17 protein-coding genes are annotated in these 18,084 nt (G+C 40.4%); 9 read left to right on the top strand and 8 right to left on the bottom strand.

The annotated features are described in order from the left end of the window. Nucleotides 1-6: 6 nt before the first annotated feature. The 4 genes from ACIQCO_RS00165 to ACIQCO_RS00180 form a co-directional block, all read right to left on the bottom strand. On the bottom strand, nt 7-849 hold the full coding sequence (locus tag ACIQCO_RS00165) for an FAD binding domain-containing protein (RefSeq protein ID WP_400424312.1): 843 nt from the start codon (nt 847-849) through the stop codon (nt 7-9). Then, nucleotides 850-3,168, bottom strand: coding sequence for a xanthine dehydrogenase family protein molybdopterin-binding subunit (locus ACIQCO_RS00170; protein ID WP_400424315.1), 2,319 nt, complete (start codon nt 3,166-3,168; stop codon nt 850-852). 238 nt (nt 3,169-3,406) lie between these two features. Further along, nucleotides 3,407-4,054, bottom strand: coding sequence for a PAQR family membrane homeostasis protein TrhA (gene trhA, locus ACIQCO_RS00175; RefSeq protein WP_400424317.1), 648 nt, complete (start codon nt 4,052-4,054; stop codon nt 3,407-3,409). 352 nt (nt 4,055-4,406) lie between these two features. Then, nucleotides 4,407-5,036: a TVP38/TMEM64 family protein gene (locus ACIQCO_RS00180; protein ID WP_400424320.1), complete on the bottom strand. Its 630-nt coding sequence runs from the start codon at nt 5,034-5,036 to the stop codon at nt 4,407-4,409. Between the two features lie 322 nt (nt 5,037-5,358). On the opposite strand from ACIQCO_RS00180, the gene ACIQCO_RS00185 reads away from it, so the two are divergent. Then, a complete protein-coding gene (locus ACIQCO_RS00185; RefSeq protein ID WP_400424323.1) occupies nt 5,359-6,513 on the top strand; it encodes a TIGR04053 family radical SAM/SPASM domain-containing protein in 1,155 nt (384 codons plus the stop codon). A 40-nt stretch (nt 6,514-6,553) separates the two neighbouring features. On the opposite strand, the gene ACIQCO_RS00190 is transcribed toward ACIQCO_RS00185, so the two are convergent. From ACIQCO_RS00190 to ACIQCO_RS00200, 3 genes are read right to left on the bottom strand one after another with little or no spacing between them, the layout of a single operon-like run. Next, nucleotides 6,554-7,654: a Ger(x)C family spore germination protein gene (locus ACIQCO_RS00190; RefSeq protein ID WP_400424326.1), complete on the bottom strand. Its 1,101-nt coding sequence runs from the start codon at nt 7,652-7,654 to the stop codon at nt 6,554-6,556. Further along, nucleotides 7,651-8,724, bottom strand: a complete 1,074-nt coding sequence (locus ACIQCO_RS00195; protein ID WP_400424329.1) for a GerAB/ArcD/ProY family transporter — start codon at nt 8,722-8,724, stop codon at nt 7,651-7,653. Before ACIQCO_RS00195 ends, ACIQCO_RS00190 begins: the two co-directional genes overlap by 4 nt. 23 nt (nt 8,725-8,747) lie before the next feature. Further along, a complete protein-coding gene (locus tag ACIQCO_RS00200; RefSeq protein WP_400424332.1) occupies nt 8,748-10,082 on the bottom strand; it encodes a spore germination protein in 1,335 nt (444 codons plus the stop codon). A 205-nt stretch (nt 10,083-10,287) separates the two neighbouring features. On the opposite strand from ACIQCO_RS00200, the gene corA reads away from it, so the two are divergent. From corA to ACIQCO_RS00240, 8 genes are all read left to right on the top strand, one after another. After that, a complete protein-coding gene (corA, locus tag ACIQCO_RS00205) occupies nt 10,288-11,238 on the top strand; it encodes a magnesium/cobalt transporter CorA (protein ID WP_400424335.1) in 951 nt (316 codons plus the stop codon). A gap of 51 nt (nt 11,239-11,289) precedes the next feature. Then, the gene (locus ACIQCO_RS00210) at nt 11,290-12,342 is read left to right on the top strand and encodes a M42 family metallopeptidase (protein ID WP_400424337.1); all 1,053 of its coding nucleotides are present in this window, start codon (nt 11,290-11,292) and stop codon (nt 12,340-12,342) included. 459 nt (nt 12,343-12,801) lie between these two features. After that, nucleotides 12,802-12,951 carry a teichoic acid D-Ala incorporation-associated protein DltX gene (locus tag ACIQCO_RS00215; RefSeq protein ID WP_400424340.1) on the top strand — a complete coding sequence of 50 codons (150 nt, stop codon included), beginning with the start codon at nt 12,802-12,804 and terminating at the stop codon, nt 12,949-12,951. Nucleotides 12,952-12,970: 19 nt separating this feature from the next. Continuing rightward, nucleotides 12,971-14,488, top strand: a complete 1,518-nt coding sequence (gene dltA / locus ACIQCO_RS00220) for a D-alanine--poly(phosphoribitol) ligase subunit DltA (protein WP_400424342.1) — start codon at nt 12,971-12,973, stop codon at nt 14,486-14,488. Next, nucleotides 14,485-15,651: a D-alanyl-lipoteichoic acid biosynthesis protein DltB gene (gene dltB / locus ACIQCO_RS00225; protein WP_400424345.1), complete on the top strand. Its 1,167-nt coding sequence runs from the start codon at nt 14,485-14,487 to the stop codon at nt 15,649-15,651. Before dltA ends, dltB begins: the two co-directional genes overlap by 4 nt. A gap of 5 nt (nt 15,652-15,656) precedes the next feature. Then, nucleotides 15,657-15,893 (top strand): D-alanine--poly(phosphoribitol) ligase subunit 2, encoded by a 237-nt coding sequence (gene dltC, locus ACIQCO_RS00230; RefSeq protein ID WP_024026904.1) that lies wholly within the window; start codon nt 15,657-15,659, stop codon nt 15,891-15,893. Then, a complete protein-coding gene (gene dltD, locus ACIQCO_RS00235) occupies nt 15,890-17,086 on the top strand; it encodes a D-alanyl-lipoteichoic acid biosynthesis protein DltD (RefSeq protein ID WP_400424350.1) in 1,197 nt (398 codons plus the stop codon). Before dltC ends, dltD begins: the two co-directional genes overlap by 4 nt. Before the next feature lie 78 nt (nt 17,087-17,164). Beyond that, nucleotides 17,165-17,380, top strand: a complete 216-nt coding sequence (locus ACIQCO_RS00240) for a twin-arginine translocase TatA/TatE family subunit (RefSeq protein ID WP_066085955.1) — start codon at nt 17,165-17,167, stop codon at nt 17,378-17,380. Between the two features lie 52 nt (nt 17,381-17,432). Here the strand turns inward: ACIQCO_RS00240 and ACIQCO_RS00245 are convergent, their stop codons facing one another. After that, nucleotides 17,433-18,002: a hypothetical protein gene (locus tag ACIQCO_RS00245; protein ID WP_400424354.1), complete on the bottom strand. Its 570-nt coding sequence runs from the start codon at nt 18,000-18,002 to the stop codon at nt 17,433-17,435. Between the last annotated feature and the right edge of the window lie 82 nt (nt 18,003-18,084).

Raw genomic sequence — 18,084 nt, forward strand, 5'->3', positions numbered from 1 at the left:
ACGAAACTATCGAATCCTCACACCATCCAAGACCGCCAATACATCAAATAACAAATTCCTTAAGACAAATAAACGGTATTCCGCCGACCCTTCGACATCATTGAGAATCGGCTTTGGCAGCACCGCTAGGGCACCGTCTACCCTTGCCTCGGCCGATTGACCGCTTTTGTTTAAGGCAGTCTCGACCTCCTTGGAACGAAATGGGAAAGGACATAACCCACTGACAGCCACCCGCACCTCTTGATCTATTTTTAACGCTGCGACTGTTATTAACGGATAGCCGGTATCCCATTGCTGACGCCGTTTGACGCTGAAAAACGGCGCCCTTATAAACCGGCTTTCTGTCGCTGTTTGAACGAGAAATTCCCCCCGCCCCAAGCTCAGCTCACCTTGAAAAACCTCATGGATTGCTGCCACCTTTCCCCCATCAGGTCCGGCAATAACTACTTGGCTATCTGCAAGCAAAAACGGCAGAACGGCTTCACGGTAAAAAATCCGGGCACAAATATTGCCGCCCAAAGTTATCTTTCCACGAGCCGAATGGTCAGCTACTTCGCTCGCTGTTTTTGTTAATAACGGAAACATATTTGCTTCTTCAATTTGGGTGAGGGTAAGCGTACTCCCTAACAGTAAGTGATCCCCGCTTACCTGCATGACCCTGCATTCAGCGATCTCCTTTATATCAATAACTGCTTCGGTATAAGCTAAATCTATCCTGCCAAGGGTAATTAATTCCGTGCCACCAGAAAAAAACATCGGCTGTTTGCTCTGTTCGTCTAAATACTGATAGAGCTCGACAGCCTCTTGCAGCGTTTCCGGCTTATAATATTCAAAATCAAACGGAAGCATTCACTTGTTCGCCTCCTTTGCTTTCCAAATCAGTTCTGGAATTAGCGGGAGATTATGAAGTGAAACACCAGCTGCTGTTGACAATGCGTTCCCAAGTGCTCCAGGCATCCCCATTAAGCCGTGCTCCCCGACACCGCGGGCCCCATATGGTCCATCGATCTGTGGGGTTTCAACAAACCCAACAAGATATTCAGGGTTTTCCCCATATCGTAAGGGCCGGTACGTCCGAAGCTGGGGATTCAAGACCCTGCCAAGCTCATCGAAATAAAACGTTTCCCGCCCTGCAAATGCCAGTCCCATGCTCATCGCACCCATGACCTGGCCCACAGCTGCTTTTTCATTCATCACTCTGCCAATATCAACAACCGTTGCCGCCTTCATCAGCCGGTACGTGAAATCCCGTTTATCAAATTCCACTTCAACCCCATAAGCGGCCACAGTCCATTCCGGACCGGGTTTACCGGCACCAGTCTCCGGGTCCAATGGCGTAAGATGTCGTAAAATATAACTTCCTCTGCCGATGATTTGCCCTCCGACTGTATTCCCATTGGGATATTTATAGCCGTAGCCAATCTCTTTAAAATGGAGACCAATGGTGGGATCGTCACTTAAAAATACCCTGCTGTTCGCAATTGCGAGATCTTCCTTTGGGGATCTTAATACACAGGCGGCCACTTCTTTCAACTGATGGATGACATCCTCCGCTGCCTTTAAAACAGCTCTGCCGCCCATAAACGTTCCCCTGCTTGCAACTGTCTTCCAATGCTCCGGTGTCGTCTGTGTATCCACTTCCATCCGGACATGAATGTTATTCACATCCATCTTCAGCCGTTCGGCAAGAATTTGCGCCAAGATCGTTTTCGTTCCAGTACCAATTTCAACAACGCCAGACATTAAATTAATACTTCCATCGCGATTAAATGTTAATATCACTCCTGAAGGTGCATCCGTGTCAATCGTCGACGTCTTCCAGCTGCAGCTGACCCCTTTTACCCGGATAAAGCGGTCGTTCATTACTTTTATAGGCCCTTCATCCCACTTAATTAACCCTCTTACTTTTTCAATACATTTCTGTAAATTACCGACATTACTTTTATTTAACCTGACCCGTGTTGGTGTTGTATTTCCAGGCATAATAGCATTGATGTATCTGAGTTCAAGCGGGTCGATGTTTAATTTTTGCGCAAGCAAATCCATCGTCCGTTCAATTGCAAAGGAAAGCTCGGAATGGCTAAAACCCCTAAATGGTGCTGCATACGGATGATTCGTATACATGCAGTAAGAATTACACCAGAGATTTTCAATATTATAAGGTCCGGTACAATCCACCGCTCCCGATCTTGTTACATCAATAGCTTTATCGGAATAAGCCCCGCCATCCCACAAATAAAGGATTTCAGCCACCGTGATTTTCCCGCTGCGATTTGCCCCCAATTTAACCGTTGCATCCAAGCCAATGTGGCATGGGGAGGTTAAAATATCTTCTTCTCTTGTGTTGAATATTTCCACCGGCTTTCCGCCGACTTCTTTCGATGCTAAATATGCGAGCACCTCAAGCTGTACTGGTGCCTTGCCGCCATAGGCACCACCAACAAGCGGAGTACGAACGATAATTTTCCCCATATCCTCACCGAAGTAATCCGCGATTAACCTTTTGACCATAAATGGTGCCTGCGATGAGGTCATGATGATGATGTTTCCATCTGGCAATATCTCTGCCGTCGCACATCGCGTTTCCATCGCCGCATGGTCGGAAGGGGCAAAGGAAAAACTCGCCTCCACAACCGTTTCACTTTCCGCCCAGCCTTTTTCTATATTCCCCTTGCGGATTTTAATCAGCGTTGCGATATTGGTGCCAGGCACTGGATTTGAATCTGCCTCTTTTTTATATTCACCTAACCGCTCGTGGACGAGCGGTGCATCCTTTTGGAATGCCTGGGTCGGTGAATTTACAACTGGAAGCAATTCGTATTTCACCCTAATAAGGTCAGCCGCTGTTTTTGCCTGTGCAGGGGTATCGGCGACAACAAGGGCGACAGGTTCGCCGTGGTACCGAACCTTGTCAACCGCAATCGGCGGACGGTCACGGATTGCCTCCCCTGTTAACGGATACTGTTTTCCAGCAAGAATCGCCCTAACCCCAGGCACTCTCCAAGCTTCCGACGTGTCAATATTCACTATTTTGGCATGACCATACGGGCTAATGACCATTTTTCCCGACAGCAAGGGAACTTTTTGAAAATCATGCGTGTATTTCGCCCGGCCGGTTACCTTATCAACCGATTCTTTGCGGATGACACTCTTCCCAATAACCTCCAAGATCAACCCTCCCACACTTCAGACACATACATTCCTACCTTATTTATATTAAGACGTAAGCTATTCCTAGAATGCTTAATTTATCTTTAGCGGAACTTAAAGGTATCTTATCGAAGAAATGCTATTCAAAAGGATATTTTTGTATAAAATAGGGAACTAAAATTTGAAAAAATGATGCATGTGTGATGTCACAAAATTGAAATTGTCCTCATGACGCTGTCATGAGGACAAAAATCTTCTATTTAATCGGCAAAACAAAGAATAACACACAAATGAAGTGGGCCACACTGCCGCCAATCACAAACAGGTGCCAGACCGCGTGATGGTACTTAAAGCCCCGCCAAACATAGAAAATGGCTCCAAGTGTATAGAGGGCGCCGCCAATTACTAAATACATCATCCCTTCGGAAGAAAGATTATTTACTAACGGTTTCCAGGCAAAAACAATTAACCAGCCCATAACGACATAGAGCGCCGTTGAGGTTACAAGATACTTTTTAACAAAAAAACATTTAAAAACAGTGCCGGCAACCGCCAAGCCCCAAACAATGCCAAATAATGTCCAGCCCATTGTCCCTTTAATCACTACTAATAAAAACGGGGTATAGGTTCCTGCAATAAAAAAATAAATGGACGAGTGATCCAAAATTTCAAAAACGTCTTTCGCCCTGCCTTCTGGAAAGCTATGAAGCAGAGTGGAGGACATATAAAGAATAAACATCGTTCCCCCAAAAATCGAGAAACTGACTACATGCCAGGCATTCCCATATAGGGATGAATAAACAATTAAAACCACTAAGGCAGAAATGCTCAGTAATGCCCCAATTCCATGTGTAATCGAATTAGCCATTTCCTCATGCTTAGAAAATGTGTGTGTCGCTGCCACTAATCATTCTCCTTCCAACTAACACTAGAATCTTCCTAAAGGTAGACTTCCAAATAAATATAAATGATATTCAAGAAAATACCATGCTTATGAATTGGATTCAATGGACGTTTATCATATCCAATAAAAAAAAGACTAATTCATTTTTTAAATTAGTCAGCCTTCTTAAACTATTAATCTTTCTTTCATAGTTTGTTCATATTTCTTCGTTAAGATATAAATAGGTTCACAGATGAACCTTTAACCTCCGCCCCCCTTAATATAGATTAGTTTGAACGCCCGGTACCAGCTGCCGGGTAATTTTTTTGTAGAAAAAGAGTGGAGCTCCGCCTATCATCAAAATGAGTTTATTTTAGTCACTATGATTTTTTCGCGACCTTCGATAAACAATGACAAAGTTTATCAAGAAAATGATGAACAAATAAAGTCCATATAATCCAAATGAAAACATCTTGTTGCTGCTAAATGCCGCTCCAGCAAAGGACAAAATAAGAATATTAGGGATCTTCCCGATGGTCGACGCTGTGAAAAAAGTGAGCCATCTGACCTTACTTAATCCGCAAATAAGATTGACAACCGGGGCAGGAATAACCGGAATCAAGCGGCAGGTCAAAATCGCAAAAAAAGAATGGCGATTCAAAAACCCTTCGTATTCTTGGACCTTTGGATATTTCAATAATCTCGCCTGGGCAAAATCCCGAAAACCATAGCGGCTTAAAAAGAAGAACCCCATCGTCCCGGCCATAGCTCCGGCCAATGATACAGCCGCTCCTTGTGCCGTACCAAAAACAGCACCAATGATTCCCGCTAAAATTGGGAATGGGATAATTGGAAAAAAGACACAAACCGCAACTAGCAGCATGCTGAGAAAAATGGATAAACTTCCACCTTGCTTAATAAGAACAATCAATTCATCCTTTTGAAAAAAGCCAATCGCAATAATCAAAAGCACGATTGTTACACTAATAAATTTCTTAAACATCGAAACGCCCCTAAAATATTATTTATTTAGTAAACCGTTAGTATTTTCTCTACTCTATTATTACCCATCTAAGTATATCGAGAAAACCATCATTCAGAAACAAAAAATTTTAAATTTTTCAAAAAATAGTCTCCTATGGATCCATGGCTCCACTTGTTCAAAAATTCTTGCGCGGAATGTAGAAATATTGTAACAAAGCTCCCATGCACGGGAATCTGACATAATTATAATAAACCTATAGAAACATTTTAAATGGTTTTAAAAATAATAATGAATTTTGGTGATGAAGATGCAGGGAATTAGTAAAGGGCATCCACATACTATGGGACACCCACATGCACAGGGTATGGGAAAAGGGATTGACTATGACGTAAATCCATTTATTGTAATCTGGGAAGTAACAAGAGCATGTCAGCTTAAGTGCGTTCATTGCCGCGCTGATGCACAGCTGACTCCTGATCCGAGGGAGCTGTCACACGAAGAAGGAATTAATCTCATCGATCAAATCTATGAAATGGATAATCCAATGCTTGTGTTCACTGGCGGGGATTGCATGATGCGGGAGGACCTTTTCGAGCTTGCTGATTATGCAATCAAAAAAGGGATGCGTGTTTCAATGACACCAAGTGCCACTGAAAACGTAACGAAAGAAAAAATGAAACAGGCAAAAGAAGTGGGTCTTTCGCGCTGGGGCTTCAGCCTGGACGGACCTACTCCGGAAATACACGATCATTTCCGCGGAACACCAGGTTCATTCGAGTTAACTCGTGAAAAAATAAAATATTTAAACGAATTGGATATGCCGCTGCAAATTAATACGGTTATATCCCGTTATAATTATGACTCACTTGAAGAAATGTCCAAACTTGTTGGGGAGCTTGGCGCCGTTATGTGGTACATCTTCCTGCTTGTACCAACGGGCCGCGGGCAATTAGATGCCTGTATTACCCCCGCCGAACACGAAAAGGTATTCCGCTGGTTATATGAACTAAGTAAAACAGCCCCATACGATATTAAAACAACGGCGGCACAGCATTACCGCAGAGTAGTTCTGCAGCAGAAAACCCGTGACCAATTAATTGATAAAGGTGAAATTCATTACGAGGATACAATTACAACCGATTTTGCTTCGATGCATGACGGCTTGAAGCGTGCTCCTAAAGGTGTCAACGATGGAAACGGCTTTGCGTTCGTTTCTCATATTGGAGATGTCATGCCAAGCGGCTTGCTTCCAATTGTTGGCGGTAACATTCGTGATACGACGCTTGCAGAAATTTATCGTGAGGCAAAAGTTTTTAAAGAACTGCGTCAACCCGACAATTACAAAGGCAAATGCGGTGTCTGCGAATATAACAAAATTTGCGGCGGTTCGCGCTCAAGAACCTACGCCGTGACGGGTGACTATTTAGAAAGCGAACCTTTCTGCGTTTATATACCGCAGGCAATGCGAAATAAAGAAACGGCGCCAACAGTCTAATAATAGAGGCATTCCATGATTCCGTGGGATGCCTCTATTTTTATTCAATTAATCCCGTATCAGTGATTTGAACTTTTGTTTGAACCTTGAAGGTGATAGCAGGATAAATCCGTTTCCATTCTTCCCAATCGTCATTATTGAAATGACGGGAACGGTAGCGCAGGCCAAAGCCTATCGGGTCGAGATTCGCTTTTTGAATTTTCACAAGTACCTTTTCGATTTCCCGGTTCAACGACTTTTCGGCTGCTTTCTCATAATCTGATAATTTTTCGTTTGGGACACGTCTTGTTGCCTCTTCCATTGTGCCCTCAACTGATACTTTTACCTTTATATATGGGGGTTTCCCTTTAGGGGTATAGATTTTATATTTTGTCTTTACTTTATGTGTATCAATGACGATAGTTGTTTTTTCTTTTTTAACTTTTACAGCGCTTTTTTCCTCGCGTTTTCTTAGGTAATTTAGAATTTTTGTCTCCTCTGGACCAAGTTTCAACTCCATATGGCTTTTATTAAAAAGTCCCACCGTATTAATTTCAAAAAGATCCTTTTCCGCTTCAATAATAGGCAGGATTGGATCGATTCCTTTTTCAATTAATTTATATTTCATATCAAAAATGAATTCAGAAATAACATAAGGCGTTTCTGAGCCATCCTTCCCTAATGAAAGGATCAAGGCGTTTGAGGGCAAATTCTCTGATTTAGGTTTTACCTTTAATACAGCCAGCGCACTAGGCTTTGCAATTGCTGTCCAGGCAATCCCCTGAATATCTCTTCTTCGCGCAAACCAATAGAATATTCCTGCATTTCCCTTTTCTTTGACAACCTGTTCACTAAGGACAATGACTTTTGCATGGCTGAAATCAACCTCTTTATCCACTTTTGTCTTGATGATTCTAACCGCTTCAGACATGGAATCTGCCTTTTCTGAGACAATAGCGAACTCATTTGTTTTATCTTTTGATGGACTTGGGACAGCAAATTTAAGACTGACTAGATACTTTTTAGGACCATCCTTCGCAAGGTCCACTCCAATACTGACAACAAAAAAACGCTTATCGATGTCTTTAAAGCCGCAGCCGTTTAAAAGAAACACTGAGACAAGAATGATGACCATCCATCCCCATTTGCCAAACGATTTCAAGCAGCCCGCCTCCTTGCCCAAAAGAAGAATGAACCGACAATAATGATTTCAAACCCGAGCCGAAATACCATCCAATAAACTGTTAATTTATTTAAGAGCAATGCATTTAGAAAAATAACTCCGGCTATCGAACAACCAGCAAAGATGGCGAGGATGAGCCAATTCTTTTTTATGCTAACCTTTTCCTTAAACGTTCCCTTCAATAATTCGAAAGCAACATGCCAATGAACTGAGACACTCATGAGTGTAATGCTCATGTAGAACATTAGAAATAAGAAGATGACTCGTTCAATTGGACTATAAGTCAACCTGAGGGAATCAGCTGTCGATATCCATGGATAAAGATATTCCTGCGCCCCATCTGAACCATGAAAACCAATGGGAATGAAGAAGGTGGTAAATAAATTTAGCACGCCAATAAAAAAGATGACAATAAAATTCCAAATCTTTAATTTTCCCTTTATCACGCGATTAAAAATAATCAGGTTTGCATACCCGGAAAAACAATAGGTCGCAGCAGCGATTGACTTGAGACTTGGTCTTTCAAATAGATGGGTTCCTACCTCCAGCATTGAGTCCCAGCTTAAGTATTCATTTGTAAACGCTTTAAAAATAATAAATCCAATTAATGGGATATTGAGGAATAGGACAATTTCAAGAAAATACATAACTCGTTCTGTTGGAAGCTGAATGATGAGAAAAATCGCGGCCAAATAAATGGCAAGCAATGATAACTTTGGCATTTCCGGATTAACAAACCGGCTTAAAATATCAATGAATCCAACGAGAGTAATCAGGCCTGCTGAGAACCAGATGATTTGAATGCTGCCAAGGTGTAATATTTTCAACCAGCGGTGCTTAGAATTGGCTGCAATCTCAGGCAATCCTTGTTCTGGGAACTTCGTGATGGCCTTGCTGTAAAAATAATTAAGGGCAATCCCAATCGGAATGGCGATTAATACACCCATTACCGCACCCTTATAGCGATATTCTATTAAAATTTTTGGCACAAAGATAATCACATTAATCAGCATGTTTAATAAGGCTAAATAAAAATAATAACGGTTCAATACCCTCCCCTCCAAACCTTTTGCTATTCTTTACTTGGTTTACTTTGTATTAATGTAAGAAATGGCTCGCCGAAGCTGTCAAGTTTAACCATATAGGCGATAAGCATGAAGAACCCTAATACAACGCCCACTAAACCAAATAACGTTCCTAGTGCTAGGACAAAGTATTTCATGATCCTTAGCGTAAAGCTGAATGCGTTAATCGGAATGACGAAGTTAGAGATGGCCACTGACGATGTAATGATAATCATAATATTACTAACTAAACCAGCTTCCGTTGCCGCCTGTCCTAAAATCAAACCGCCTACTGTCGTTGCAGTCGGACCGATGGCTTTCGGCAGCCGAATACTTGCTTCCGTCAGCATTTCCATCATAAACAACATGAGCAACACTTCTATGAAGGAAGGATACGGAACACTCATCCGGCTGCCCGCAATGCTTAAGGCCAATTGAACCCTGAATAACTCAGGATTATAACTAGTGACGGCTACGTATAACCCTGGAAGGACAAGGCTGGTCAAAAAGCCGATATACCTAAGGATCTGCAGGAATTTTGTCACCCAATAGGTTTGATAGATATCCTCCATTGAGGACATGAAATCTTTCATGACTGTAGGCAACACCACCGCAAACGGTGAGCCGCTGACAAGGATAATAATTTTCCCGGCTGCTAAATTCACTGCTACCCTGTCAGGCCTCTCTGTCACAAGCATAACCGGAACGAGGGCCCTGTTGCTTTTTTTTATAATATCTAACAGCTGCTCGCCAGTTTGAAACATATGGACATCAATGGAAGCTAAAAATTGTTTAATACTAGTTAATGTATCGGTATCTGCCCGTCTTGTATCATGAAGAATCATCACATCCGTCTTTGAAACGGTTCCAACTGTTGTTGACTCCACATTTAATGAAGTTTGCGGGTAACGCTTGCGAATCAGCCCTAGGTTTGTCGGCAGGCTCTCACTAAACCCCGATTGCGGGCCTTGAATCGTCGTCTCCACGGTTGTATCTAAAACGGAGTTATTACGATCAACTTTACTATCAAATAAGTAGATGGCATTCTGATAAAAAAGAATCGCCGTACCTTTTATTACCTCATCAAGCGTTTTCTGTTCGCTTTCAAATGGTAGTACTAGCGGGCTCGATTGAAGATAATCTAAGAATAAGTCTTGACTAGGTATTTCAAAAAACGGTTTAAGCAATTTATCTTGAATAATCGTTTCGTCGCTAATCGTTTTTATATATAATGCTTCAATATACTTTTCTTTCGTATGAAATTCCTTAAAAACGACATCTTCTGCCGGCCATATTTTATTTTTGAGACTGTCTTTGATGGATTGGACTTGATTAGTTGCCATTTATCTACCTCTTTAACGAACTACTTTCAACCTAATTTCCCTCAATGATTGGTATTTTATTCTAAAAACATTTATCCCCTAAAAATTACGCCGAAATAGGATAATATGTTTTAATAGCTATAGAAAGAATTTTTTTATCAGGGTAAAATTAAATTAGCTCAGGTATGGTAGTTTTCGATATCTTTTATTTGAAAGGACTACGATTGTGTTAAGAACGATTGCTGTCAAAAAAAACAATGAATTAATTAAAGATTTGGAAATAACTGAGTTGTTGTCCGGGGATTTTAAATGGTACTGGATCGATTTTCATGAGGCTACGGAAGAGGAGATTGAATTTTTACGGAATCCCCTCTCCTTTCATCCCTTAGCGATTGAAGATTGTATTCACCATCTCCAAAGACCAAAGCTTGATTATTATGATGACTATGACTTTTTTGTGGCCCAGGCATTGAACCAACAAACGATAAAAAGAGAAGAGGTCAATCTCTTTCTTAGCCGAAACTATATCGTCACCTTTCATCATAAACCCTCTGTAGAAATTGACGATGTTTGGAATCGTTTTAGTCAATCGCCTAACATAGAGCAATGGGACCCCTCCCATGTTCTCTATCATGTTTTTGATAAAATGGTCGACAATTATTTTCCATTAGTTAATCAAATTGATGATACGTTAAATGAAATTGATGAGAATTCAAAAGGAAGATCGATGGAGGCATTGCTCAAGGATTTATTTGATACAAGACATGATCTTCTCTCGTTAAGACATACTATTTCACCAATGAGAGATCTTTTGTACCGGATTCTTAATTCGCAGCGGCTAACTAGTATTCTGGAAAAAAAGGCCTATTTCTCTGATATTTATGATCATTTGCTAAAGTTAACGGAAATAATTGAAGCCAGCCGGGAACTTACCACCGACATACGCGACAGCTATATTTCGATTAATTCGAATGAAACAAACCATGTCATGAAGGTCTTGACTGTCATTACGACCATCTTCATGCCGCTCACCTTTATCGTCGGTGTTTACGGAATGAACTTTACAAACATGCCTGAATTGAATTGGAAATATGGCTATTTCGGTGCGCTTGGCCTCATGTTTATCATTGCAGTAGGGATGACTTTATGGTTTATGAAAAAGGGATGGTTTAAATAACAAAAAGCGGAAGCGCCCATAAATTTTGAAAATATGAAAGGGGAATACGAAGTGACTATTATTAATACAGAAGAAACAATAAAATTACTGACAGATTTAGTGTCAATTCCAAGCCCGTCCGGCAACACAAATGAGGTGATTACTTTTGTTGAAAAGTTCTTTGCCGAACTTGATATTGAAACGAAAAGGAATCGTAAAGGCGGTTTAATTGCCACCATTGAAGGTAGTGATTCAAGCAGACACCGGATGCTGACCGCCCATGTTGATACACTGGGTGCGATGGTGAAGGAAATTAAACCAAGCGGCAGATTAAAAATCGACTTGATTGGCGGATTTAAATACAATTCCATCGAAGGCGAATACTGTCAGATTGAAACAAGCAGCGCAAAAGTTTATACAGGGACAATCCTCATGCACCAAACGTCCGTCCATGTATATAAGGATGCCGGTAAAGCCGAACGCAATCAGGAAAATATCGAAATTCGAATCGATGAAAAAGTACATACTGCAGAAGAAGTTCGCGCACTGGGAATTGAGGTAGGCGATTTTGTTTCGTTTGACCCGCGGGTAGAAGTGACTCCAAGCGGCTACGTTAAATCCCGCCACTTAGACGATAAAGCAAGTGTGGCCATACTTCTGCAACTAATCAAACAGCTTAAAACGGAAAAAATCACACTGCCATATACGACACACATATTAATTTCGAACAATGAAGAAATTGGCTATGGCGGCAACTCGAATATCAGCCCGGAAACGGTGGAATATTTAGCCGTTGATATGGGGGCAATGGGTGACGGGCAATCAACGGACGAATACACGGTTTCTATTTGTGCAAAGGATGCAAGCGGACCCTATCACTATGAATTGCGTAAACATTTAGTCCGCCTTGCCGAAGATAATAAGATCGAATATAAACTGGATCTTTACCCATTCTACGGCTCAGATGCGTCAGCCGCCATTCGCTCTGGCCATGACATTGTCCACGGTTTAATTGGCCCGGGTATTGATTCATCCCATGCCTTCGAACGGACACACAAATCATCGATTGAAAATACAGCAAAACTTTTATATCACTACGTACAATCCAATCTAGTTGAACAATAACCGTAAATTATTCATCAAAAAAAGACCGGATGTTCGACTATCCGGTCTTTTTCTGTGGAAAAGGGGCGGAGCGCCGCATAAACGAATCGGTATAACCAGTCGAAGTGAAAATATACATTTCGTACTTTGAATAGATAAAGCCGAGCTCTGCTCACACCGCCTTTATTATGTTGGTGTATTACTCATATAAAATACATTTCCATGCATTGGTTGGAAGTTGAAGCTTATGTTAGTTTTTTACTGAATAATTGAAATGAAAATGTAATAATAATGTAATTTTAATTAATTTCTAATCAAATTTTTATTGCATCAAACCGAAAAGCACATTATGATAATAAAGGCAGTTAAAGGAAAAGAAATGGGAAAATAAAGATTATTCATCCATTCTACTACCCTGAACATTCACAAACAGAGGAAATTTTCCAATTAACAATATTTACCTTGGGGGGCTAAACCGCCATGTTTGATAAATTAAAAGACTTCATGACGAACCAAAAGCTAAAGTGGCTTGGCCGGTTTGTTTATTATTTACTGATCCTGCTTTTATTATTCTTTATGTACGGATTTAATGATGCAAGTGCAGGTTCCTATATTTACAACGATTTTTAATGGGGGGGCAGCCAACACGATGAATATGCTAAACACGATTAGAGATTATGCACTTACACAGCCAGAAACCATTGCCTATATTTCTCCAGAATCGGAAATTACCTATGGCGAACTTTGGAGACAATCTGACCAAGTTGCTGCATTTGTGTTAACAAAAAACATTGAAAAACATACACCTATTTTAGTTTACGGTCATATGGAAGCTTCGATGATTTCCTCCTTCCTAGGCAGTGTAAAAGCTGGACATCCATATATACCTGTTGATACTTCGATTCCAATGGAACGGGTAAGTCAGATCATTAATAGTGCCCAAGCGGAATTAGTCATCAATGTTTCCGGGCAAGCGATAGAGCTTGACACATTCCCTATCACTGTTGTGAATTTCGACAAGATGATCTTGGAGGATATGTCTGCAGAGCCAATTGATCCCAAAAGCTGGGTTAGCGGCGAAGAAAATTTCTATATTATATATACGTCTGGAAGTACTGGAAATCCAAAGGGTGTGCAAATTTCCGCCAATAATTTGCAAAGCTTTGTCGATTGGATGGTTGGAGACTTTCCAATCAATGGTCAGCTTCGCTTTTTAAATCAGGCACCCTATTCTTTTGATTTATCCGTGATGGATATTTACCCGGCACTTGCAAGCGGTGGAACCATTTTTGCGATTACAAAAGATATGATTGCAAGGCCAAAACTGTTATTTCAAGCATTAGAAACATCAGATACACAGGTATGGACTTCGACTCCTTCTTTTGTCCAGATGTGTTTAATGGATCCATCATTTACTCAAGAACTGCTTCCTGAACTCAGCGTGTTTTTATTCTGCGGAGAAATTCTCCCTGTTGAGATTTGCCGGCAGCTTTTGGAACGATTCCCTAAAGCAAAAATATTTAACACCTATGGTCCAACGGAAGCGACCGTCGCCGTCACATCGATTGAGGTTACCGCTGAACTGTTGACGCGTTATCAGAACCTCCCGATTGGCAAACCAAAAGCAGATACACGGATAATATTTCTTGATGAGAATGGCACTCAGGTCCCGCAAGAAGAAAAAGGCGAAATGATCATTGTCGGTCCTAGTGTAAGCAAAGGCTATTTGGGTCAGCAGGAGCTAACCGAAAAGACCTTTTTCGAATATGAAGGGGAACAGGCCTATCGAACTGGTGATGCAGCCTTTGAAAATCACGAAGGACTCATCATGTATAAAGGCCGGATTGATTTTCAAATTAAACTTCATGGCTATCGGATGGAATTAGAGGAGATTGAATACCATATTGCCAATTCAAAATATGTGAAATCGGCGGCAGTGTTCCCAATCTATCAAAATGATAAAATCGAATATTTATTGGCGGCGATTATCCCTGCCAGCCATGATTTCGAAAAAGACTATCAATTAACGAGTGCAATAAAAAAAGAACTTGCTGAGGTAATCCCTGCTTACATGATTCCTAGAAAGTTCTCTTACTATGAAGATCTTCCGATGACACCTAACGGAAAGATGGACCGAAAAAAATTTAGGGAAATGGTATTACAATGACACCATATGGTTCTTTTACATTCTTTATCATCCTTGCTGTTCTATTAGCACCAACGGTAATTCTTGGTTTACAAGGAAAAAGATTTCATAGCTATAATATGTTTGTGACGGTTATCGCCTTAGCGTTAATTTTCTCATCGTCACTTAATCAAGCAATCGCCTTATGCTTATTTACAATTTGGCAGGTAGTGTTAATTAATGCCTATATCGCCTATCGAAAAAAGGCCAATCGTGATTACATTTTTTACTTATCGGTCTTTCTCTCGATCCTGCCTTTGATTCTATCAAAAGTAATGCCTTATTTTTCCACATTGAACTTGATTGGCTTTCTTGGTATTTCGTATTTAACCTTTAAAGGAACACAATTAATCATGGAGACACGGGATGGCCTGATAAAGTCTAATCCGCCATTGACCCGCCTGCTCTATTTTATTTTGTTCTTCCCAACCATTTCATCTGGTCCGATTGATCGTTTCCGCCGCTTCGAGAAAGAGTTAAAACTCGACATTTCCGCGGAACAATATAAACTTTTACTCTATGAAGGGCTCAATAAAATCTTTCTCGGCTTTTTATATAAATATATTATCGGCTATTCGATCAATCACTTTTTTATCAGCCAATTAAGGTTTATCGCCCATAGCGAATTTCAGAATCACCTATACTATATGTATTCTTATAGCTTATATCTCTTTTTTGATTTTGCGGGATATAGCGCTTTTGCAATTGGCGTTAGTTATATTATGGGGATTAAATCACCGGAAAACTTTAATAAGCCCTTCCTTAGCCGCAATATTAAAGACTTCTGGAATCGCTGGCATATGAGTCTTTCCTTTTGGTTCAGGGACTATGTATATATGCGGTTTGTCTTTTGGATGACGAAGAAGAAATGGATTAAAAACCGGAACCTTCTTTCAAACCTTGGCTATATTTTATTGTTTTTATTAATGGGAGTCTGGCATGGATTGGCACTGCAATATATCATTTATGGAGCATACCATGCCTTGTTAATGGTTGCTTACAATTATTTCGAACGGTTTAATAAAAAGCACAAATGGTGGCCGCACAACAAAGTCACCCATGTTGTGGCGATTATTATTACCTTCCATGTAATTTGCTTTGGTTTTTATATTTTCTCAGGACAATTATTTCATAAAGGAGCTTGATCACTATGGATTTCAAAAATGAGGTTATTTCATTATTAGCAGAAATTTGTCAAGACGATGTTGTAAAGGAAAATCCAGATATCGATTTATTTGATGCCGGTTTATTAGATTCATTCGGAACAGTTGAATTACTTGTTCAGGTAGAAGAACGGTTTGGCATTCTCGTTCCGATTACCGAATTCGATCGTGATGTCTGGAACACACCAAACAACATCGCCATTCAGCTGGCTGATATGAAATGAAGAAAGCTTTATTCACACCAATGGTTCTAGCCTTTCTAGTGCTAGTTATCTTGGTTTTGATACCGAATAAATGGATAGAGGGCATGATTCCTAAGGATAGAGTTAATCAAGCTGCAACAGAATTAAATCCATTTATGTTTCAAGGAAAGTATGTCCAGCAAAAAATGCTCGAGAATAAACAATTTTTACCAATCTATGGTTCTTCTGAGCTTGCCAGGCTTGATCGTTTCCATCCGGCCAATTATTTTAAAGAAACAGGAGAAGATTTTACTCCCTTTCTCGTTGGCCGCGGCGGGACTGAATCATTAATTCATTTTTTAAATTTTTCGGAGCATACCGATCAGCTTAAGGGAAAGAAAATCGTATTCGTCTTGTCACCGCAGTGGTTTCAGCCAAATGGGACTGACGAATCACACTTTGCTCCCAATTATTCTTCCCTGCAAGGATACGATTTTGCTTTTAATAAAAATATAAATCCGGCTGTAAAGAAAATGGCGATTAAACGTCTATTAACTTTTTCACCGATCAAAAACGATCCGATGTTATCAATTATGTTTCAAGCAGAGATAACAAATGACCCTTGGACGAAACGAGGGGCTGCTATCGTTCGCCCCTTTGCCTGTGCCTATCGTAATTTAATGGTGAAAAAGGATCTTTATTATACCCTGGCAGGCGGTTCAACCCGGAATCGTGAAATAAACCCGCAGGTGAATAATATGTCGTGGGAACAATTAGCGGCTCAGGCTGAACAGGTAGGGAAAAGCAAATCGACAAACAATCCATTTTATGTAAGTAATTACCAGTATAACAAAATTAAAAAAATGGTCCCTTCTTTAAAAGATAAGAAAGGTAAGGCTTCCTATGGGAAATCCCCCGAATATGATGACTTTCAACTCGTACTCGACCTTCTAAAGGAATCTGGGGCACAGCCTTTGTTTATTTCTGTTCCCGTAAATGGAAGTTGGTACGACTATACAGGTTTTCCAAAGGAAGGCCGCACCTTGTATTACGAACGGATTAAGAAACAAATCGAGTCAGAAGGCTTTCAGATTGCCGATTTCTCTGATCATGAATATGATCCTTATTTCATGAAGGACACGATTCATATTGGCTGGAAAGGCTGGGTCTATGCAGATAAAGCAATAAAAGAATTTTACGAAGGTAAGGAAATATCGACAAAGCTGAATCAATAGTGGGAAATTACTAGAATAACCTTCTATTTAGAGGTATAATGTTCTTAATCAAATTACCCAGCGCTGGGAGATGAAGAAATGTTTTCAAATATTGGTGTTCCAGGATTAATTTTGATTCTTACTGTTGCTTTAGTGATCTTTGGGCCGAATAAATTACCCGAGATTGGACGTGCCTTTGGCAAATCAATCCGTGAATTTAAAAAAGCGACCGATGGGATTGCTGAAGATATTAAGGAAGAATTAAAAGAAGAAATTAAAGAAGCCAAACAAGAAGAAATTAACTTAAAAAAATAACCTTACCAAAAATCCCCTGACATAGTATCAGAGGATTTTTTTTAAGATGTGTTTATTCTAGTTTCAACATTTCCTTTACTCTTTGATTATGCTGTTTGGCTTGATCTAGCAGTTGATTGAGCAGGACTGCCGCTCTCTTATCATCCTTTTTCTCTACTGCAAGTTTTAATTCATGGAACGTTTTCCAATGTCCCATATGTTTTCCGCCATGTGCCTGTTTGATAAATTCCTCTTTCGTTAACTTGCCTTCATCGAATTGCTTTTTTAGCTCTTCCATTTTGGCCATCTTCTCTTTTTTCCACTTTTCCCGTTTTTCAGCATTTTCAGGGCTCATCCATTCGTTACGGAGAGTTTTCTTTTCTGCAAGCACTTTTGTCCATTCAGCCTTTTTATCCGGCGTATATTGGTCCACCCATGTGAGCAGTTTCTGCTCTTTTTCCGCCATATGCGCATGCCAATCTCGGTGCATATGGTGGTGATGGTGTTGCTTGCCCTCTTGGCAATCACAAGGTGCATCCTCCCGTTGTTCCCCCTTGGTGTCAGGCACCTTACCATTTGCCGCAGCTAAACTCGGAACAGTTAATATTAACCCTAAGGTCAAACATAACATTTTCAGTTTCATCATTTTCTCCTTTCATGTTTCCTTATTTTTAAAAATATAACCAGTTTTTTCCGGCACGGATTTAGCATTCCCAGTTTGTTAA

Origin of the sequence: Neobacillus sp. NPDC093127 (genome assembly GCF_044754175.1) — a bacterium.
Lineage (GTDB): Bacteria > Bacillota > Bacilli > Bacillales > Cytobacillaceae > Neobacillus.